16 protein-coding genes are annotated in these 19122 nt (G+C 66.4%); 12 read left to right on the top strand and 4 right to left on the bottom strand.

The genetic code is table 11. From position 1 onward, the window contains the following. The first annotated feature begins 30 nt into the window (after positions 1-30). The 5 genes from ilvC to ACEN9N_RS11295 all read left to right on the top strand — a co-directional run bounded on the left by ilvC (position 31) and on the right by ACEN9N_RS11295 (position 6835). Positions 31-1047, top strand: a complete 1017-nt coding sequence (gene ilvC, locus ACEN9N_RS11315; RefSeq protein WP_007834233.1) for a ketol-acid reductoisomerase — start codon at positions 31-33, stop codon at positions 1045-1047. A gap of 185 nt (positions 1048-1232) precedes the next feature. Then, the gene (pssA, locus tag ACEN9N_RS11310; protein ID WP_007834231.1) at positions 1233-2057 is read left to right on the top strand and encodes a CDP-diacylglycerol--serine O-phosphatidyltransferase; all 825 of its coding nucleotides are present in this window, start codon (positions 1233-1235) and stop codon (positions 2055-2057) included. 185 nt (positions 2058-2242) lie between these two features. Further along, positions 2243-3946: a 2-isopropylmalate synthase gene (gene leuA, locus ACEN9N_RS11305; protein ID WP_413313171.1), complete on the top strand. Its 1704-nt coding sequence runs from the start codon at positions 2243-2245 to the stop codon at positions 3944-3946. A 43-nt stretch (positions 3947-3989) separates the two neighbouring features. Continuing rightward, the gene (locus ACEN9N_RS11300; protein ID WP_007834227.1) at positions 3990-5528 is read left to right on the top strand and encodes a 2-isopropylmalate synthase; all 1539 of its coding nucleotides are present in this window, start codon (positions 3990-3992) and stop codon (positions 5526-5528) included. 116 nt (positions 5529-5644) lie between these two features. Then, entirely contained in the window at positions 5645-6835 is a 1191-nt protein-coding gene (locus tag ACEN9N_RS11295; RefSeq protein ID WP_007834226.1) for a serine hydrolase, read from the top strand. Positions 6836-6921: 86 nt separating this feature from the next. On the opposite strand, the gene ACEN9N_RS11290 is transcribed toward ACEN9N_RS11295, so the two are convergent. Genes ACEN9N_RS11290 through aat form a run of 3 tightly spaced genes read right to left on the bottom strand, consistent with a single transcriptional unit; the run spans position 6922 to position 9365 of the window. Further along, positions 6922-7749 (bottom strand): IclR family transcriptional regulator, encoded by an 828-nt coding sequence (locus ACEN9N_RS11290; protein WP_413313176.1) that lies wholly within the window; start codon positions 7747-7749, stop codon positions 6922-6924. Between the two features lie 30 nt (positions 7750-7779). Next, positions 7780-8613 carry an arginyltransferase gene (locus tag ACEN9N_RS11285; RefSeq protein ID WP_413313177.1) on the bottom strand — a complete coding sequence of 278 codons (834 nt, stop codon included), beginning with the start codon at positions 8611-8613 and terminating at the stop codon, positions 7780-7782. Continuing rightward, on the bottom strand, positions 8610-9365 hold the full coding sequence (gene aat, locus ACEN9N_RS11280; protein WP_413313178.1) for a leucyl/phenylalanyl-tRNA--protein transferase: 756 nt from the start codon (positions 9363-9365) through the stop codon (positions 8610-8612). Before aat ends, ACEN9N_RS11285 begins: the two co-directional genes overlap by 4 nt. Positions 9366-9566: 201 nt before the next feature. Between aat and ACEN9N_RS11275 the strand changes: the two genes are divergently transcribed. Genes ACEN9N_RS11275 through ACEN9N_RS11265 form a run of 3 tightly spaced genes read left to right on the top strand, consistent with a single transcriptional unit; the run spans position 9567 to position 13244 of the window. Continuing rightward, the gene (locus tag ACEN9N_RS11275) at positions 9567-11900 is read left to right on the top strand and encodes a xanthine dehydrogenase family protein molybdopterin-binding subunit (protein WP_413313180.1); all 2334 of its coding nucleotides are present in this window, start codon (positions 9567-9569) and stop codon (positions 11898-11900) included. A 35-nt stretch (positions 11901-11935) separates the two neighbouring features. After that, entirely contained in the window at positions 11936-12814 is an 879-nt protein-coding gene (locus tag ACEN9N_RS11270; RefSeq protein ID WP_495656087.1) for a helix-turn-helix domain-containing protein, read from the top strand. Between the two features lie 13 nt (positions 12815-12827). Continuing rightward, positions 12828-13244 (top strand): SRPBCC family protein, encoded by a 417-nt coding sequence (locus tag ACEN9N_RS11265; protein WP_413313184.1) that lies wholly within the window; start codon positions 12828-12830, stop codon positions 13242-13244. Here the strand turns inward: ACEN9N_RS11265 and pobA are convergent. Next, entirely contained in the window at positions 13241-14422 is a 1182-nt protein-coding gene (gene pobA / locus ACEN9N_RS11260) for a 4-hydroxybenzoate 3-monooxygenase (protein WP_007834217.1), read from the bottom strand. The two genes, ACEN9N_RS11265 and pobA, sit on opposite strands and share 4 nt — an antisense overlap. 132 nt (positions 14423-14554) lie before the next feature. Here pobA and ACEN9N_RS11255 point away from each other — a divergent pair, with 132 nt between their 5' ends. From ACEN9N_RS11255 to ACEN9N_RS11240, 4 genes are all read left to right on the top strand, one after another. Then, positions 14555-15325 carry an IclR family transcriptional regulator domain-containing protein gene (locus tag ACEN9N_RS11255; protein ID WP_007834214.1) on the top strand — a complete coding sequence of 257 codons (771 nt, stop codon included), beginning with the start codon at positions 14555-14557 and terminating at the stop codon, positions 15323-15325. Positions 15326-15376: 51 nt separating this feature from the next. After that, positions 15377-16036, top strand: a complete 660-nt coding sequence (locus ACEN9N_RS11250) for a response regulator (protein ID WP_056518096.1) — start codon at positions 15377-15379, stop codon at positions 16034-16036. Positions 16037-16145: 109 nt separating this feature from the next. Continuing rightward, the gene (locus tag ACEN9N_RS11245; RefSeq protein WP_495656086.1) at positions 16146-17531 is read left to right on the top strand and encodes an ATP-binding protein; all 1386 of its coding nucleotides are present in this window, start codon (positions 16146-16148) and stop codon (positions 17529-17531) included. A gap of 62 nt (positions 17532-17593) precedes the next feature. Continuing rightward, on the top strand, positions 17594-19078 hold the full coding sequence (locus tag ACEN9N_RS11240) for a DegQ family serine endoprotease (protein WP_495656085.1): 1485 nt from the start codon (positions 17594-17596) through the stop codon (positions 19076-19078). Positions 19079-19122 lie beyond the last annotated feature (44 nt).

The raw sequence follows: 19122 nt of genomic DNA, 5'->3' as shown, positions 1-19122 counted from the left end.
CGGGTGCTTGAGATTTTTTAGGAGAAATACATGAAGGTTTACTACGACAAAGACGCGGACCTGAGCCTCATCAAGGGCAAGACGGTGGCAATCATCGGTTACGGCTCGCAAGGCCATGCGCACGCGCAGAACCTGAACGACAGCGGCGTCAAGGTCGTGGTCGGCCTGCGCAAGGGCGGTGCTTCGTGGGACAAGGTCGGCAAGGCCGGCCTGCAGGTCGCCGAAGTCGCCGACGCCGTGAAGGCGGCCGACGTGGTCATGATCCTGTTGCCTGACGAGCAGATCGCCAACGTCTACAAGAACGACGTGGCCCCGCACATCAAGGAAGGCGCTTCGCTCGTCTTCGCGCACGGCTTCAACGTGCACTACGGCTTCGTTCAGCCGCGCGCCGACCTCGACGTGTGGATGGTGGCTCCCAAGGCCCCCGGCCACACGGTGCGCAGCACCTACACCCAAGGCGGCGGCGTGCCCCACCTCGTGGCCGTGCACCAGGACAAGACCGGCAAGGCGCGTGACCTCGCGCTGAGCTACGCCACCGCCAACGGTGGCGGCAAGGCCGGCATCATCGAGACCAACTTCCGCGAAGAAACCGAGACCGACCTGTTCGGCGAACAAGCGGTTCTGTGCGGCGGTACGGTCGAGCTGATCAAGGCCGGCTTCGAAACGCTGGTGGAAGCCGGCTACGCGCCCGAAATGGCCTACTTCGAATGCCTGCACGAACTCAAGCTGATCGTCGACCTGATCTATGAAGGCGGCATCGCCAACATGAACTACTCGATCTCGAACAACGCCGAATACGGCGAGTACGTCACGGGCCCGCGCATCGTGACCGACGAGACCAAGAAGGTCATGAAGCAAGTGCTGCGCGACATCCAGACCGGCGAATACGCCAAGAGCTTCGTGCTCGAAGCCGCTGCCGGCCAGCCTGCGCTGATCAGCCGCCGCCGCCTGAATGCAGAGCACCAGATCGAAGTCGTCGGCGAAAAGCTGCGCGCGATGATGCCCTGGATCAAGAAGAACAAGCTGGTCGATCAGACCCGCAACTGATCTTCCCAGCGAGAGGGTGCTTTCGGCACCCGTTTCCCAAGGGCCACCCGTCGCGGTGGCCCTTTTGTTTGCAGGGGCCGAAGAGGTCCCCTGAACTACACTGCAAGCCATGCGACTCACAGACATAGATGCTATCGAATGGATAGCTGACCGCGCAGCGCCCGCGAGCGATGGAGGCCATTCCAATGCATGACGATACGATTCCCGACGACGTGCAGCCGCGCAAGCGCCGCAAGGGCATCTACATCCTGCCGAACCTGTTCACGCTCGCGGCGTTGTTCGGCGGTTTCTACTCGGTCGTGATGGCCATGAATGCGCGATTCGACCTCGCGGCGCTCGGTGTGTTCGCCGCGATGATTCTCGACAGCCTGGACGGGCGCGTGGCCCGCATGACCAACACGCAAAGCGCGTTCGGCGAGCAGATGGATTCGCTGTCCGACATGGTGTCGTTTGGCGCCGCGCCGGCGCTCATCGCCTACGAGTGGTCGCTCAAGGGCCTGGGCCGCTGGGGCTGGATCGCCGCCTTCGTGTATTGCGCCTGCGCGGCGCTGCGGCTCGCGCGCTTCAACGTGAACACCGGCGTGGTCGACAAGCGCTGGTTCCAGGGGCTGCCGTCGCCCGCGGCTGCTGCACTGGTGGCAGGCTTCATCTGGCTCGTGGACGAATGGGGCAAGCGCGGCGGGGAGGTGCTGTATCTCTCGTGGACGCAGATCACCTGGGTCACCTTTGCCTTCACGCTGTATGCGGGCCTCACGATGGTCACCAATGCGCCGTTCTACAGCTTCAAGGACATCCAGATGAAGAAGAGCGTGCCCTTTGCCGCAATCGTGCTCATCGCGCTCGGGATCGCGGTCATCAACATCCATCCGCCCACCGTGCTGTTCGGCCTTTTCGTCATGTACGGCCTGAGTGGCTACGTGGTCTACGCGTGGCGCAAGGCCAAGGGGCAGCCGGCGAGCGTGATCAGCACCTCGACCGAAGAGCCGGACGAACGGGGCTTGCATAACTGACGGCGGCTTGTGCTACATTCACAGCCCTCATGACCAAGATTTCGCTGCTGGCCCTACTAGCCCTCCCTCACGGGCGGAGACGGTAGCGCACGCGCAAATCCCTCACCACGGCCCGTTCGCACCAGCAACGGGCCGTTTGTTTTTGGGGTTGCTGGTTGATTACCAACCATCTCAGAGAAATCGACATGCTCAAGCAACCTCAAAGCAAATACCGCGCATTCGCCCCGATCGGCCTCAAGGACCGCACCTGGCCCGATGCCGTGCTGACCAAGGCGCCGATCTGGCTGTCGACCGACCTGCGTGATGGCAACCAGGCGCTGGTCGAGCCCATGGACATCGCGCGCAAGATGCGCATGTTCGAAACCCTCGTGGCCATCGGCTTCAAGGAAATCGAAGTCGGCTTTCCCTCTGCCTCGCAGGTCGAATTCGACTTCGTGCGCAAGCTCATCGAGGAAGACCGCATTCCCGACGACGTGACGATCCAGGTGCTGACGCAGGCGCGCGACCATCTCATCGAACGCACCTTCGAATCGCTGCAGGGCGCACCGCGCGCCATCGTGCACCTCTACAACGCCGTGGCGCCCGTGATGCGCCGCGTGGTGCTCGGCATGGACGAAGACCAGATCGTCGAGCTGGCCAGCAGCCATGCCCGCATGTTCAACGAGTTCGCCGCCAGGCAGCCGAACACGCAGTGGACCTTCCAGTACTCGCCCGAGATGTTCTCCGGCACCGACGTCATGTTCTCGAAGCGCGTGGTCGATGCGGTAACCGAGGTCTGGGCACCGACGCCGCAGCGCAAATGCATCGTGAACCTGCCCACGACGGTGGAGCATTCAACGCCGAACATCTTCGCCGACATGATCGAGTGGATGCACCGCAACCTTGCGCGCCGCGATTCGATCGTGCTGTGCGTGCATCCGCACAACGACCGCGGCACCGGCACCGCGGCCGGCGAACTGGCCTTGATGGCCGGCGCCGAGCGCATTGAGGGCTGTCTGTTCGGCAATGGCGAGCGCACCGGCAACCTTGATCTCGTGAACGTCGCGCTCAACCTCTACACGCAGGGCGTTTCGCCCGAGCTCGATTTTTCGAATATCGACGAGATCCGTGCCACCGTCGAGCACTGCAACCAGATTCCCGTGCACCCGCGCCATCCGTATGTGGGCGACCTCGTCTACACCTCGTTCTCGGGCTCGCACCAGGACGCGATCAAGAAGGCCTTCGCCGCGCGTAAGGAAGGCGACATCTGGGACATGCCTTATCTCCCCATCGACCCGAAGGATGTGGGCCGCAGCTATGAAGCCGTGATCCGCGTCAACAGCCAGTCCGGCAAGGGGGGCATGGCCTACCTGCTCGAGAGCGAATATGGCCTCGAGATGCCGCGCCGCCTGCAGATGGAATTCATGCAGACCGTGCAACGCGTGATGGACGTTGCCGGCAAGGAGCTCACCGCCGCCGACCTCTGGCAGTTGTTCGTGCGCGAGTACGGCATCGAGACCGCTCAGGCACTGCAGCACCGCGTGATCGAGGAAGAAGGCGAGGGCGCCAACGCCTCCGTGGTCCTGCGCGGCGACCTGTCGTGGAACGGTGAAACCCATGCCATCGAAGGCCGCGGCAACGGCCCCATCGACGCCTTCACGCAAGCACTGAGCCAGGCCACCGGCCATACGGTACGCGTGATGGACTACCACCAGCATGCCATCGGCGCCGGCGCCGATGCGAAGTCCGTGGCTTACCTCGAACTGCGCGTCGACGAAAGCCGCACGCTGTTCGGCGTGGGCATCGACGCGAACGTGATCACGGCGTCGCTGAAGGCAATTGTCTCGGGCGTGCAGCGTGCTCGTGCCCTGGGCGCACACGGCGCACAATCGGTGGTTGAAGCCGCCTGACGCTGCCGACGCGCAAGGTGGGAACGAACACAGGAGATCCACGATGACCGACCAACTCATTATTTTCGACACCACCCTGCGCGACGGGGAGCAGTCGCCCGGCGCCTCGATGACGCGCGATGAAAAGATGCGCATCGCCAAGCTGCTGGAGCGGCTGAAGGTCGACGTCATCGAAGCCGGCTTTCCCGCCAGCTCGAACGGCGACTTCGAGGCCGTAAAGGCGATTGCCAATGCGATCAAGGACTCGACGGTGTGCGGCCTTTCGCGCGCCAACGACCGCGACATTGCGCGCGCGGCCGAGGCCCTCAAGGGCGCGGCCCGGGGGCGCATCCACACCTTCATCGCGACCTCGCCGCTTCACATGGAGAAGAAGCTGCGCATGTCGCCCGACGAAGTGCACGAGCAGGCCAAGCTGGCAGTGCGTTTCGCGCGCAACCAGCTGGCGGACGTGGAGTTCAGCCCCGAAGACGGCTATCGCAGCGACCCGGACTTCCTGTGCCGGGTGCTCGAAACCGTGATCAACGAAGGTGCCACCACCATCAACGTGCCGGACACTGTCGGCTACGCCGTTCCCGAGCTCTACGGCAACTTCATCAAGATGCTGCGCGAGCGCATTCCCAACAGCGACAAGGCGATCTGGTCGGTGCACTGCCACAACGACCTCGGCATGGCCGTGGCGAATTCGCTGGCGGGCGTGAAGATTGGCGGCGCGCGCCAGGTGGAATGCACCATCAACGGGCTGGGCGAGCGCGCGGGCAACTGCTCGCTCGAGGAAGTGGTCATGGCGGTGAAGACCCGCAAGGATTATTTCGGGCTCGACCTGCGCATCGACACGCAGCACATCGTGGCCGCGAGCCGCATGGTCAGCCAGACCACCGGCTTCGTGGTGCAGCCCAACAAGGCGGTGGTGGGGGCCAACGCCTTCGCGCACGCCTCGGGCATTCACCAGGACGGCGTGCTCAAGGCGCGCGACACCTACGAGATCATGCGCGCCGAGGACGTGGGATGGGCGGCCAACAAGATCGTGCTTGGCAAGCTCAGCGGCCGCAACGCCTTCAAGCAGCGACTGCAGGAGCTGGGCGTGGCCATGGAAAGCGAGGGCGACATCAATGCCGCGTTCCTCCGGTTCAAGGAGCTGGCCGACCGCAAGTCGGAAATTTTCGACGAGGACATCCTCGCGCTCGTCAGCGCGGAAGAGGTGTCGAACGTTGGTGAGCAGTTTGCTTTCGTTTCTCTCTCTCAGCACAGCGAAACCGGCGAGCGCCCCCAGGCGAAGGTCGTGTTCACCGTCCAGGGCAAGGAAGTCACCGGCGAATCCGACGGGAATGGCCCGGTTGATGCTTCCCTGAAAGCCATCGAGTCGCACGTCAAGAGCGGCGCTGAAATGGTTCTTTACTCTGTCAATGCCATCAGTGGCTCGACGGAAAGCCAAGGGGAGGTTACAGTTCGGTTACAAAACGCAGGGCGGGTGGTCAACGGTGTGGGTGCAGACCCGGACATCGTGGTCGCTTCAGCAAAGGCTTATTTGAGCGCGCTCAACAAGTTACAGAGCCAAGCTGAGAGAGTTGCGGCACAGGGTTAGGTTTTAGGCGGTCCTTGATTTTCGATTGAAGAAGAGGACGCAAGTAACTGATATTGCGTGCCTTTTTTGATTTCGATACACTGCGGTCCTCGTTTGTCGCCGCTGGAGATTTATAAATGTCTGAAGCCCGTCTCCGCCGAGTTTCCAGCCAGCGGTTTCTACCCGCACTCAAAATGCTCGCCGTTGCGCTGTGCGCCGCGGCGTTTTTGCTGCCTGGCGCCCAGGCCGCGAAGAAAGAAAAGCCTGTTGCCAAAGCCGCCGTCGCCAAGAAGGCGAAGGGGCCGGTGCCGGTCGAGGTCAAGCGCAGCGCATCGTCCAAGACGGCGCGTGCCGGACGGGCCGAGAACAACGAAAAAGCGGACAAGGTGGTTCGTGGCGGCCGCAATGTCGTGGCCACCATCCGCAAGAGGAACGGCAAGACTGTAGTGGCCGTGCAGCGCCGCTCGGTGGTTCGCGTCACAGAGGCGCCGCGCCAATCTTTCGGCCAGATGGCCGGCCTGCATGGCACCGAGGACGTGCTCGACCTGAAGTCGAGCGTCGCGCTGGTCGTCGACCAGGACACGCACGAAGTGCTGTTCAGCAAGAACGACCATGCCGTGCTGCCGATTGCATCGCTCACCAAGCTCATGACCGGCCTGCTCATCAGCGAGGCCCATCTGCCGAACGACGAACTCATCACCATCACGCAGGACGACGTCGACACCGAAAAGCGCAGCAGTTCGCGCCTGACGGTCGGCACCACGCTCTCGCGCGGCGAACTGCTGCACCTGGCGCTGATGTCGAGCGAAAACCGCGCCGCGCACGCGCTGGGCCGCACCTACCCGGGTGGCCTGACGACCTTCGTGAGCATCATGAATGCCAAGGCCAAGATGCTCGGCATGAAGGACACGCGCTACGTGGAGCCCACCGGCCTGTCGAGCCGCAATCAGTCGAGCGCGCAAGACCTGGCGCTGCTGGTCAATGCTGCCTACTCCGATGCCACGGTGCGTTCCCTGTCCACTTCGCCTGAGTACCAGGTCGAGGTCGGCAACCGCGTGCTGCAGTTCAACACGACCAACCGCCTCGTGAAGAGCCCCGATTGGGAAATCGGCGTGCAGAAGACCGGCTACATCTCCGAAGCCGGCCAGTGCCTCGTGATGCAGGCCCGGGTGGCCGGGCGCAAGCTGATCATGGTGTTCCTGGATTCGGCCGGCAAGTTCAGCCGCATCGCCGACGCCGAGCGGGTTCGCCGCTGGGTGGAGGCCACCCATGCCAACGGGACCCCAGCCGCTTCTTCGCGCAATACCAGCTACCAGGTGGCCGGCTGATCGATTCGCAACAGTCCGCCAGACCACAATGAAAACAGGCCCTTCGCAGGGCCTGTTTGCTTTTGAGGCAGGCCTTCTTCTTCGGGTCAGCCTGCCGGCGGGGTGCTGCTGCTTGCGGGCGAGGGCGTGACGGCCATCCCGTCCTTGAAGCCCAGCGCGCCCGAGATTTCATTGGCCGTGGCCTGCAGCTTGGGCAGCCAGCCTTCGTCCAGCCGGTCGGCCGGCGCCGAGATCGACAGGCCCGCCACCAGCTTGCCCTGATCGTCGTAGATGCCGGCAGCCATGCAGCGCACGCCCAGTTCCAGTTCCTCGTTGTCGCGGGCGATGCCGTACTGGCGCGCCTTCGACAGCTCACGCTCCAGCGCCGGCAATTGGGTGATGCTGTTGCGCGTGTGGCCCGCCAGGCCCGTGCGCGTGGCATAGCTGCGCACCCGCTGCGGATCGTCCGCCGCCAGGAACAGCTTGCCCGTCGAGGTCAGGTGCAGGGCGGCCCGTCCGCCGATGGCCCGCACCACCTGCATGCCCGAGCGCTCGCTGTAGGAGCGCTCGATGTACACGATTTCGTCGCCCTGGCGCATGCTGAGGTTGACGGGCTGCTGCGTCAGCTTGTGCAACTCGCGCATCGGGCCGAGTGCTGCATCGCGCACGTTGAGCCGGCCCTTCACCAGGTTGCCCAGTTCCAGCAGGCGCATGCCCAGCCGGTAGCTTCCGGCTTCGGGCCGGTCGACGAAGCGGCCGACCGCCAGGTCGTTGAGGATACGGTGCGTGGTTGAGGGATGAAGCCCGGTCTTTTCGCTGATTTCCTTCAGCGAAATCGCCTCCTCGCGGGATGCCAGGACATCGATCAGCGCGAACATGCGCTCGATCACCTGGATCACGGGAACGGCGGGAATGTCGGATTGGTTTTTTCTCATGGCGCTCTGCGGTGATGACCGGGCGCCATTTTACCTTGTGAAATCGCCCGGCGCCTGCCAGTGTCCATCCACCAATACTTCGTGCGGGGAGAAACGCGCCTTGTAGCTCATTTTCGGGCTGTGTTCGATCCAGTACCCGAGGTAGACGTGCGGCAGCCCCAGCTTGCGGGCCTGCTCGATCTGCCAGAGCACGCTGTAGGTGCCGTAGCCGGTGGAGATTGCCCCCACGCTCGACCCTTCGTGTTCTCGCTGCCCCCCCTGGGGGCCGTCCGCTTGCTCGGGACGGCCCGGCGCGGCGCGGGTATCGGGCTCGTAGAAGGTGTAGACGGCCGAGATGCCGTCGTTCAGCACGTCGAGGATGGACACCATCCTGAGCGCGCCCGCACTGCCGTCGGGCAGCGTTTCGCGGAACTCCACCAGCCGGGAGTTCACACGGCTCTGCAGCAGGAACTGGGTGTACTGGTCGATGCTGTCGTGGTCCATGCCGCCGCCCGCGTGGCGGCCGGTCTGGTAGCGCAGGTAGAGCTGGTAGTGCTCGGGCATGAAGCACAGCTTGAGCACGCGCGCCTGCAGGCCGGCATGCTGTTTGAGCGCGCGGCGCTGGCTGCGCGTGGGCCGGAAACTGCTGGCCAGCACCCGCAGCGGAATGCAGGCCCGGCAGCCGTCGCAATAGGGGCGGTAGGTGAACATGCCGCTGCGCCGGAAGCCGCTGAGCACCAGGTCTGAATAGGCGTCGTTGTGGATCAGGTGGCTGGGCGTGGCCACCTGCGAGCGGGCCTGCCGGTCCGGCAGATAGCTGCAGGGGTAGGGCGCCGTTGCGTAGAACTGCAGCGTGTGAAGCGGAAGGTCCTTGAGGTGCGTCACGTCGGTGAAAGAGGTCGCGCGGAAAGGAGTTCGGACCAGTATACGGGGTCGAATCGCCAGCGTGGGCCCTCCTGTTGCCGTACCCGCGCCACGTGTGCGACGAAGCGTTTGCGCGCCATCTCGTGGGCGCCGAGGCTCGCGAGATGGGAGGTGTTCTGCTGGCAGTCGATCATCTGGACGCCGGCATGCCGGCACAGCGACACGAGCGCGGCCAGCGCGATCTTCGAGGCGTCCGGCCGGCGGGTGAACATCGACTCGCCGAACACCGCGCGGCCCAGGGCTACGCAGTAGAGTCCGCCCGCGAGCCTGCCGTCGATCCAGGTCTCGACGCTGTGGGCATGGCCGGCGTCGTGCAAATCCGTATAGGCCCTGACCATGTCCGGCACGATCCAGGTGCCCGACTGGCCGACGCGCGGCGAGGCCGAACAGGCCTTGATGACGGCCGCGAAGTCATGGTCGATGCGCACCTCGCATCCAGGTGTCTCCATGAAGCGCAACAGCGTCTTGCGTAGCGACCGGTGCAGCTTGAACTCCGCCACCTGCAGGACCATGCGGGGGTCCGGGCTCCACCACAGAATCGGCTGGTCTTCGCTGAACCAGGGGAAGACGCAGTTGCCATAGGCCTGCATCAAAGTATCGACATCGAGCGCCCCACCGGCCGCCAGCAGCCCGGGGACGGGGTCGGCCACGCCCCAGGCAGAGGCAGGGTCGGGCAGGGCGTCTCCGGGTTCGAGCCAAGGCAGTTGTCGCATGGGCATAGGTATACACGGCTTCGCGAAACCGAATCCAGCCGGGTGAAAATCGCACACTGCTGACACGCCACAAGGGTCGGCCCTCACGCTGCGGCACCACAAAACCCGCCGAAAACCCTATAGTCCACAGCTTGCAATCGCAGCTTCCACAAGCAGATCAGGCAGGCCCGCGCACACGCCGGGGATGAGCACAAGAGGACCATGTTGACCACTGAACCCAACCCCACGCGCTTCGGCAGCGGCCAGGCGGTGCGCCGCCTCGAGGACGAAAGCCTGCTGTCAGGCGCCGGACGCTACACCGACGACGTCACGCTTCCCGAGCAGGCGCATCTCGTCTTCCTGCGATCCTCCTATCCGCACGCGCGCATTCTCTCCATCGACACCAGCGCCGCTGCCGCCATGCCCGGTGTGCTGCGCGTGATTACAGGTGCCGAGATGGCCGAGGCCGGCGTCAAGCCTCTGCCGGGCGCCGCGGGCTTCAAGCGGGCGGACGGCAGCGACAGCGCCAGCCCGCCGCGCTATGCCATCGCGCACGAGCGCGCACGCTTCGTCGGCGAAGTCGTGGCCGCCGTGGTGGCCGATACGGTGCAGCAGGCCCGCGATGCCGCCGAGGCCATCATGGTCGACTACGAAGACCTGCCCATGGTGGTCGACCTCGAGAGTGCCACCGCCAGCGATGCACCGCTGTTGTGCGAAGAAGCGTCGGGCAACATCGCCGCCGAAATGCGCCACGGCAGCAGCGAGGCCGCGACCGCGGCCTTCGCCAAGGCCGCCCATGTGGTGGCGCTCGACGTGCACAACCAGCGTGTGGTCGCCCTGACGATCGAGCCGCGTTCCGTGCTGGCGGCGCGCGACCCCGAAACCGGCCGCCTCACGATCCGCATGAGCACGCAGATGCCCTCCGGCGTACGCGATTCCGTCTGTGCCGCCATCGGCCTTCCAAAGGAAAAGGTGCGCGTGGTGGTTGGCGACGTCGGTGGCGGCTTCGGCATGAAGACCGGTGCCTACCCTGAAGACATTGCGGTCGCCTTCGCCGCGCTGCAGGTGGACCGGCCGGTGAAGTGGGTGGCCGAGCGCAGCGAGGAGTTCCTGTCGAGTGCGCACGGGCGCGACATCGAGGCGCGCGCCGAAATGGCGCTCGACGCCGACGGCAAGATCCTGGCCCTGCGCATCAAGACGCTGGCCAACGTGGGCGCCTACGCCACGGGCACCGGCGTCGCGATCCAACTGCTGATCGGCCCCTGGGTGCAGACCAGTGTCTACGACATCCAGACCATCGACTTCCATTTCAAGGCGGTGCTCACCAACACTGCGCCCACCGGCGCCTATCGCGGAGCAGGGCGCCCCGAGGCCATCTTCACCATCGAGCGGCTGATGGACGAGGCCGCGCGCCAGACCGGCATCGACCGCATCGCGCTGCGCCGCCGCAATTTCATCCGCCCCGAGCAGATGCCGTACAAGAACCCGATGGCGCAGACCTACGACACCGGCAACTTCGAGTCGGTGATGGACCAGGCGCTGACGCTCGCTGACTGGGAGGGCTTCGAGACCCGCGCGGCCAACTCGGCCAGCAAGGGCAGGCACCGCGGCCTGGGCATCGCCACCTTCCTCGAATGGACAGGCGGCAATGTGTTCGAGGAGCGTGTCACGGTCTCGGTGCAGGCCGATGGCGTGATCGAGGTGTTTTCCGCCGTCAACGCCATGGGGCAGGGCATTGCCACTTCGCTTGCGCAACTCGCGGTCGATGCTTTCGGCGTGCCCATCGAGAAGGTGCGCGTGGTGCTCGGCGATACCGACCGCGGCGATGGCTTCGGCAGCGCCGGTTCTCGCTCGCTGTTCACCGGCGGTTCGGCCGTGCGCGTCGGTGCCGAGCGCACCATCGACAAGGCGCGCGAGCTCGCCGCGCAGGAGTTCGAGGCCTCCATCGACGACATCGTCTACAGCCGCGGCGTCTTCAACGTGGCCGGCACCGACCTCGAGCTCGACCTCTTCACGCTCGCGGCGAAGCAGCCGGGGCGCGAGATCTTCGTCGACTCCACCAGCACCGTGGCCGGCCCGACCTGGCCCAACGGCTGCCACATCTGCGAGATCGAGATCGATCCGCCCACCGGCGAGATCAGCGTGGTGGCCTACAGCTCGGTCAACGACGTGGGCCGGGTCATCAATCCGATGATCGTGCGCGGCCAACTCGAGGGCGGCGCGGTGCAGGGTATCGGGCAGGCGCTGTACGAGCAGGTGGTGTACGACAACGAAACCGGCCAGCCCGTCACCGGCAGCCTGATGGACTACGCGGCCCCGCGCGCCGACATCGTCGACACGATGTTCCAGATGGAGATGGACGAATCGACGCCGTGCAAGAACAACCCGCTGGGCGTGAAGGGCGTGGGCGAGCTCGGCACCATCGGCGCCACGCCGGCCATCGTCAATGCGGTGGCCGATGCCTTTGCACGCAATGGCCTCGCCACGCGCGCGCCGCGCCTGCACATGCCGCTGAGCCCGGCGCGCGTGTGGCAGGCCATGCAGACCATCGACTGAGCATTGCGGTGCGGTGGACCTGAAAGGCGTAAGCCATGCTCGTCACCACCGAACTGCAGACCGACCCGATCCGCGTCGCCAGCTACCGCTGCGACGCGGGGCCCGATGCGCAGCCCTTCGCCGAACTGCATGAAGGCTATTCGGTCTCGTATGTGCGCAAGGGCAGCTTCGGCTACCGCACGCGCGGCCAAGCCTACGAACTGGTCGCCGGATCGGTGCTGGTCGGCTGCCCGGGCGACGAGTACGTCTGCACGCACGACCACCATGTCTGCGGCGACGAGTGCCTGGCCTTCCACCTGTCGCCGGGCTTTGTCGACCTGATCGGCGGCGACCGGAAGACCTGGCGCACCGGCGGATTGCCGCCCCTGGCCGAACTCGTGGTGATCGGCGAACTCGCACAGGCCGCGGCCGATGGGCACAGCGACGTGGGCCTGGACGAACTCGGCATGTGGTTCGCGAGCCGCTTCGTCGAAGTCGTGTCCGACCGAGCCAAGTCCGGCTCCGCGTCCACGGCCGTACCGCGCGACCGCCGCCGCGCGGTCGATGCCGCGATGTGGATCGACGCGCACTCGCAGCACGACATCGGCCTCGATGGCGCCGCCGCCGAAACCGGCTTGAGTTCGTTCCACTTCCTGCGGCTCTTCTCTCAGGTGCTGGGCGTCACGCCGCACCAGTACCTCGTGCGCTCGCGCCTGCGGCATGCCGCGCGCCTGCTGGCCGACGACGGCAGCCGGCCCGTGACCGAGGTGGCGCTCGACGTGGGCTTTGCCGACCTCAGCAACTTCGTGCGCACCTTCCGCCGCGCTGCCGGCGTGTCGCCGGGGGGCTTTCGCAAGGCGGCCCGGGGCGACCGCAGGATTTTCCAAGACCGCATCGCCGCGCTCCTCGATGATGACCGCCTGATCAACCCCTGAAGCGAGGTTTGCCATGGCCACGGTCTACAAGGAATTCATCGTCGAGGCGGATGCTGCCCGGGTATGGGATGCGCTGCGCGACTTCAAGGCGGTGCACACGCGGCTGGCACCGGGTTTTCTCACCGGCTGCACGATCGACGCCGAAGGCGCCCGCATCCTCACTTTCGCCAACGGTCTTGTCGCGCGCGAAATGCTGGTCGGCATCGACGACGCCCATCGGCGGCTGGCCTACACCGTCACCGGCGGGCAGGCCGCCCATCACCATGCTTCCGCGCAGGTTTTCACCGAGGGAGAAGGCCGTTCTCGCTTCGTCTGGATCACCGACGTGCTGCCCGACGCCATCGCGGCCTACATCGAGCCGATGATGGCGCAGGGTGGGATGGCCATGAAGGCCGCACTCGAGGGCCGCTCCGCTTCGGCAGCCGCCTAGAAGTCTTCGAGCGGCAGGCCGACGTAGTTCTCCGCCAGCGAGGTAGAGGCGGCGGTCGAGTGCACGAGGTAGTCGAGTTCGGCCTCCTGGATCTTCTGGCCGAAGGCGCCCGTCTCCGGAAAGCGATGCATCAGCGAGGTGAACCACCACGAGAAGCGCTCGGCCTTCCAGACGCGACGCAGGCACAGGTCCGAGTAGCGATCCAGTGCCGAGGCCGACTTCTCTGCGTAGAAGATCTCGAACGCGCGCGACAGGTAGCCCACGTCGGCAGTCGCCAGGTTCAGCCCCTTGGCACCGGTAGGCGGCACGATGTGGGCTGCATCGCCCGCGAGGAACAGCGAGCCGAAGCGCATCGGCTCGGCGACGAAGCTGCGCAAGGGCGCAATGCTTTTCTCGAGCGAAGGCCCCGTCACCAAATGCGCGCGAGCTTCGGGATCGAGGCGCGCGCGCAGTTCGTTCCAGAAGGCTTCGTCGCTCCAGTTTTCCACGCGCTCTTCGGTCGGCACCTGCACGTAGTAGCGGCTGCGCGTGGCGCTGCGCATGCTGCACAGCGCGAAGCCGCGTTCGGTGTTGGCATAGATCAGTTCGTGCGACACCGGCGGCACGTCGGCCAGCACGCCGAGCCAGCCGAAGGGATAGATCTTCTCGTAGGTCTGGATCGCATCCGCCGGCACGCTCGCGCGGCTCACGCCGTGGTAGCCGTCGCAGCCGGCGATGAAGTCGCATTCGATCTCGTGCGTCCGGCCGTCCTTCTCGTAGCGCACGCGCGGCTTGCCCGAATCGAAGTCGTGCAGGCTCACGTTCGCGGCGCTGTAGATCGTCGTGAGGCCTTCCGCGGTGCGCGCTTCCATCAGGTCGCGCGTCACCTCGGTCTGGCCGTACACCGTCACCTGCTTGCCGCCCGTGAGGCTGTGCATGTCGATGCGGTGGCGCGCGCCCTTGAACAGCAGTTCGATGCCTTCGTGCGGGAGCCCCTCGGTCTTGGCGCGGCTGTCGACACCCGCGCGGGCCAGCAGGTCCATCGTGACCTGCTCCAGCACGCCGGCGCGGATGCGGCCCAGCACGTAGTCGCCGCTCTGGCGCTCGACGATGATGTTGTCGATACCTGCCTTGTGCAGGAGCTGCCCGAGCAGTAGGCCGGCTGGGCCGGCGCCGATGATCGCGACTTGTGTGCGCATGTTCGTGTCTCCGAGAGGGTTTCGTGGAGCGTAGGGCGCACTCGGTGGTCTGTGGGGACGCTGCGCGAGGCTCTGTGCGATCATGCGAATGCGTGCGCGATCATCGCGCAACAACTCGACCACAGACGACGAATGACCATCGCCAGAGCCGACTTCATCGAGGGCATCGCCAAGGGAATGGCGGTGCTCGAAAGCTTCGACACCGAACGCCAGCGCCTGAATGCCACGCTGGCCGCCGAGCGCGCCGGCCTCACGCGTGCCGCGGCCCGCCGGCACCTGCTGACGCTGGCCCACCTGGGCTACCTGGAAACCGATGGCAGCTATTTCTGGATGGCGCCGAAGGTGCTGCGCTTCTCGGGCAGCTACCTCGCTTCGTCGCGGCTGCCACGCGCGCTGCAGCCCACGCTGAACCGGCTGGCGGCGCAGACCGGGGAGTCCTTCTCGGCCGTGGTGCTCGACGGCGAAGAGGCGGTCATCGTTGCGCGCAGCGGCAGCTACGGCACGCCGACGCGCGTGCTGGCCTACGGCCTGCACCTCGGTGCACGGCTGCCCGCGCATGCCACCTCCACCGGCCGGGTCCTGCTGGCAGCGATGGCGCCGACCCAGTTCACGCAGTGGCTCAAGGGCCGCCACCTCGCACGGCTCACGCCCCACACCGTGACGCAGGCGCGGGGCCTGCGGCAGCTGGTGGCGCAGGTGCGCAAGAACGACTATTGCTTTGCCAGCGAAGAGCACGAACTCGGCGTGCAGGCGCTGGCGGTGCCGCTGCGCGACATGCAGGGCCACACAGTGGCCGCGCTCAACGTGGTGCTGTCCGGCACCCGCTACCAGGAAGAGACGCTGCAGCGCGAGATGCTGCCGCTGCTGTTCGAGGCGGCGCGCGAAGTCCGCTCGCTCCTCTGATCTGAACTTTCGGCGCCGCCGCGGCCTCGAATCCCGAGAACGGACACACCCATGCGACTCCTCCTCCTCGAAGACGACGTGATGATCGGCGAAGCCGTGCTCGACCTGCTGCGCGCAGAGCAGTACGCGGTGGACTGGGTGAAAGACGGCGAGGCCGCCGAGTCGGCCCTGCGCACCCAGCAATACGATCTCGTGATGCTCGACCTCGGCGTGCCGCGCCGCGACGGCCTCGAGGTGCTGCGCAACCTGCGCGCGCGCAAGCAGCGCATGCCCGTGCTGATCGCCACCGCGCGCGACTCGGTGCAGCAGCGCATCGAAGGCCTGGATGCTGGCGCCGACGACTACGTGCTCAAGCCCTACGACCTCGACGAGCTGCTGGCTCGCATCCGCGCCTTGCTGCGCCGCGCGGCCGGGCGCGCCGAGCCGGTGTACGAGCACATGGGCGTGAGCATCAACCCCGCGACGCGGGAGGTGACGGTGGCGGGCCAGCCGGTGGTTTTGTCTGCGCGCGAGTGGGCGGTGCTGGAGCCCTTGCTGGCGAGGCCCGGCATGGTCCTGTCGCGCGCCCAGCTCGAGGAAAAGCTCTATAGCTGGAAGGACGAGATCAGCAGCAACGCGGTCGAGGTCTACGTGCACGGCCTGCGCAAGAAGCTCGGTGCCGAACTCATCCGCAATGTGCGCGGCGTTGGCTACATGGTGCCGAAGCTGTGACTCGCCCCCAGGCTTCGCGCACTTCGTGTCGCTTCGCCTACCCCCGGCCGGGGGCGACGCCTGCGGCCCGGCTGAGCCGGTTCCATGTCGTCCCACGAACGGAGTGCGCATGAAAAAGGTTTGGAGCTCATTGACCGGCTCGCTGCGCGCACGGCTGCTTTGGTTCCTGCTGGTGGCGATCGTGCTCGCCGCGGGGGCGCAAGCGCTCGTCGCCTACCGCACGGTGCTGGCCGAGGCCGACGACATCTTCGATTACCACATGCAGCAGATGGCCCTCTCGCTGCGCGCCGGCCTGCCGCCGAGCGCGGCGGTGGGCGGCATCGGCACCGGTGAACAGAACTTCGATTTCGTCGTGCAGGTGTGGACCGCCGACGGCGTGCGCATCTTCGAGTCCGCGGAGGAGGCCGCACTGCCGCAGCTCGCGGTGCTGGGCTTCGCCGACGTGCATGCGCGCGGCACCACCTACCGCGTGTTCTCGATGCAGACGCGCGGACTGGTGATCCAGGTGGCGCAGGACATGGCGGCGCGGCGCCACATGGCCGGCACGCTGGCCCTGCGCACCATCGCACCGGTCGCGCTGATGGCGCCGCTGCTGATGCTGGTCGTCTGGTGGGTGGTGAGCCGTTCGCTCGCGCCGGTGGCGCGCGTGCGCAAGCAGGTGGCGTCGCGGCAAGCCGACGACCTGTCGCCGGTGAGCGAGGAGGGGTTGCCCGAGGAGGTGCGCCCGCTGGTGCAGGAGTTGAACCTGCTGTTCGACCGCGTGCGCCACGCCTTCGATGCGCAGAAGCACTTCGTCGCCGATGCCGCGCATGAGTTGCGCTCGCCCCTGGCCGCGCTGAAGCTGCAGGTGCAGGGCCTGCAGCGCGCGCCCGACGGTGCGTCGCGCGACCTGGCCGTGAGCCGCCTGGTGGCGGGCATCGATCGCGCGACACGGCTGGTCGAGCAGATGCTCGCGCTGGCGCGGCACGAGGCCAGCATGGCGGCCGGCGCGAAGCCGGAGCCGGTCGACCTGTCCGAGGTGGCGCGCCTCGCGGTGTCCGACGCGGTGGCGGCGGCCCAGGCGCGCGGCATCGACATCGGCATCGCGCATGCCGATGCGGCCGTGGTCGACGGCCAGCCTGAGGCCTTGCGCATGCTGCTGCGCAACCTGCTCGAGAACGCGATCAAGTACACGCCGCTGGAGGGCCGCGTCGACATCGGCATCGCCCGGCAAGGCGACTCGGTCGAGCTCACCGTGGACGACAGCGGCCCGGGTCTGCCTCCGGCCGAGCGCGAGCGCGTGCTCGACCGTTTCTACCGCTCCGGTGAAACGCAGGCATCCGGCAGCGGCCTCGGACTGGCCATCGTCAAGTCGATTGCCGACCTGCATGGGGCAACGGTGGCACTCGATCAATCTCCGAGCCTGGGCGGCCTGCGGGTACGCGTCGTCTTCGCTCCTTCTCCCAGGGGGAGAGGGCTCGAACCGGGGGGTGGACCCGGTTTAAGCGGCGCTTAAGTCGGGGGGGCGACATTCCTTTCATCGCATTGGCGTCCATACGCCCTGAAAGGAACCGACAAATGAACTCCCGTCTGACTTCGCCCCGCGCCCTGGTGATTGCCCTGGCGAGCGCGGGCGTGATCGGTGCCGTCGGTGCCGGTGCCTACACCAGTGCCCGTGCCGTGAGCGCGCCGACCACCAACGCCACCGCCGCGACGCCCGCGGCCATGGTCACGCTGCCCGACTTCTCGACCATCACCTCGCGCGACGGCCCGGCCGTGGTCAACATCAGCGTGACGGGCACGATGAAGGCGTCCGACGACGAGGCGGCCGAGATGCAGGGCATCGACCCCGAAGACCCGATGTTCCAGTTCTTCCGCCGCTTCCAGGGCCAGATCAACCCGCGCGGCCAGCAGCAACAGCAGCGCGACGTGCCGGTGCGCGCCCAAGGCTCGGGCTTCATCGTCGACCCCAGCGGCATCATCATCACCAACGCCCACGTCGTGAAGGACGCGAAGGAGGTCACCGTCAAGCTGACCGACCGCCGCGAGTTCCGCGCCAAGGTACTCGGTGCCGACGCCAAGACCGACATCGCGGTGCTCAAGATCGATGCGAAGAGCCTGCCCGTGCTCGCGCTGGGCAACACCAAGGACCTGAAGGTCGGCGAATGGGTGCTGGCCATCGGCTCGCCCTTCGGCTTCGAGAACACCGTGACGGCCGGCGTGGTGAGCGCCAAGGGCCGCTCGCTGCCTGACGACAGCTACGTGCCCTTCATCCAGACCGACGTGGCCGTGAACCCCGGCAACTCCGGCGGTCCGCTGCTCAACACGCGCGGCGAGGTGGTCGGCATCAACTCGCAGATCTACAGCCGCAGCGGTGGCTACCAGGGCGTGTCGTTCGCGATCCCGATCGACGTGGCGATCCAGGTGAAGGACCAGATCGTCGCGACCGGCAAGGCCACGCACGGCCGGCTCGGTGTGGCGGTGCAGGAAGTGAACCAGGCCTTTGCCGATTCGTTCAAGCTCGACAAGCCCGAAGGCGCGCTGGTCTCCAACATCGAGAAGGGCGGCCCCGGCGACAAGGCGGGCCTGAAGGCGGGCGACGTGATCCGCAAGGTCGATGGCCAGGCCATCGTCTCTTCGGGCGACCTGCCCGCGGTGATCGGCCAGCAAGCGCCGGGCAAGAAGGTCGTGCTCGAAGTGTGGCGCCAGGGCGAACGCAAGGAGCTGCAGGCCAAACTGGGCGATGCGAGCGACAAGCCCGCCAAGGTCGCGAAGGCCGATGCCGACGTGGGACAGGGCAAGCTGGGCCTGGCGCTGCGTCAGCTGCAGCCGCAGGAAAAACGCCAGGCCTCGGTCGAGAGCGGTCTTCTGATCGAGGATGTCGGCGGTCCTTCGGCGCAGGCCGGGGTGCAGGCGGGCGACGTGCTGCTGGCCATCAACGGCACGCCGGCGCAGAGCGTGGAGCAGGTGCGCGAGGTGGTGGCGAAGGCGACCAACAAGTCGGTGGCGCTGCTGATCCAGCGCGGTGAAGACAAGATCTTCGTGCCCGTGCGGATCGGGTGAGGCTCAAGAAAGCCAACCGGGATTGCGCAGCAGGCGGGCGGCCC

The sequence above is a fragment of the Variovorax sp. Varisp46 genome (assembly GCF_059491885.1).
This window is presented reverse-complemented; position numbering and strand designations above follow the sequence as displayed.

Excerpts from the sequence above, each read along its gene's own strand:
- ACEN9N_RS11295 (WP_007834226.1), top strand. The coding sequence starts at position 5,645 with ATGTCTGAAGCCCGTCTCCGCCGAGTTTCCAGCCAGCGGTTTCTACCC.
- pssA (WP_007834231.1), top strand. The coding sequence starts at position 1,233 with ATGCATGACGATACGATTCCCGACGACGTGCAGCCGCGCAAGCGCCGC.
- ACEN9N_RS11300 (WP_007834227.1), top strand. The coding sequence starts at position 3,990 with ATGACCGACCAACTCATTATTTTCGACACCACCCTGCGCGACGGGGAG.
- ACEN9N_RS11290 (WP_413313176.1), bottom strand. The coding sequence starts at position 7,749 with ATGAGAAAAAACCAATCCGACATTCCCGCCGTTCCCGTGATCCAGGTG.
- ACEN9N_RS11255 (WP_007834214.1), top strand. The coding sequence starts at position 14,555 with ATGACCATCGCCAGAGCCGACTTCATCGAGGGCATCGCCAAGGGAATG.
- aat (WP_413313178.1), bottom strand. The coding sequence starts at position 9,365 with ATGCGACAACTGCCTTGGCTCGAACCCGGAGACGCCCTGCCCGACCCT.
- ilvC (WP_007834233.1), top strand. The coding sequence starts at position 31 with ATGAAGGTTTACTACGACAAAGACGCGGACCTGAGCCTCATCAAGGGC.
- ACEN9N_RS11245 (WP_495656086.1), top strand. The coding sequence starts at position 16,146 with ATGAAAAAGGTTTGGAGCTCATTGACCGGCTCGCTGCGCGCACGGCTG.
- ACEN9N_RS11270 (WP_495656087.1), top strand. The coding sequence starts at position 11,936 with ATGCTCGTCACCACCGAACTGCAGACCGACCCGATCCGCGTCGCCAGC.
- leuA (WP_413313171.1), top strand. The coding sequence starts at position 2,243 with ATGCTCAAGCAACCTCAAAGCAAATACCGCGCATTCGCCCCGATCGGC.
- pobA (WP_007834217.1), bottom strand. The coding sequence starts at position 14,422 with ATGCGCACACAAGTCGCGATCATCGGCGCCGGCCCAGCCGGCCTACTG.
- ACEN9N_RS11250 (WP_056518096.1), top strand. The coding sequence starts at position 15,377 with ATGCGACTCCTCCTCCTCGAAGACGACGTGATGATCGGCGAAGCCGTG.
- ACEN9N_RS11265 (WP_413313184.1), top strand. The coding sequence starts at position 12,828 with ATGGCCACGGTCTACAAGGAATTCATCGTCGAGGCGGATGCTGCCCGG.
- ACEN9N_RS11240 (WP_495656085.1), top strand. The coding sequence starts at position 17,594 with ATGAACTCCCGTCTGACTTCGCCCCGCGCCCTGGTGATTGCCCTGGCG.
- ACEN9N_RS11275 (WP_413313180.1), top strand. The coding sequence starts at position 9,567 with ATGTTGACCACTGAACCCAACCCCACGCGCTTCGGCAGCGGCCAGGCG.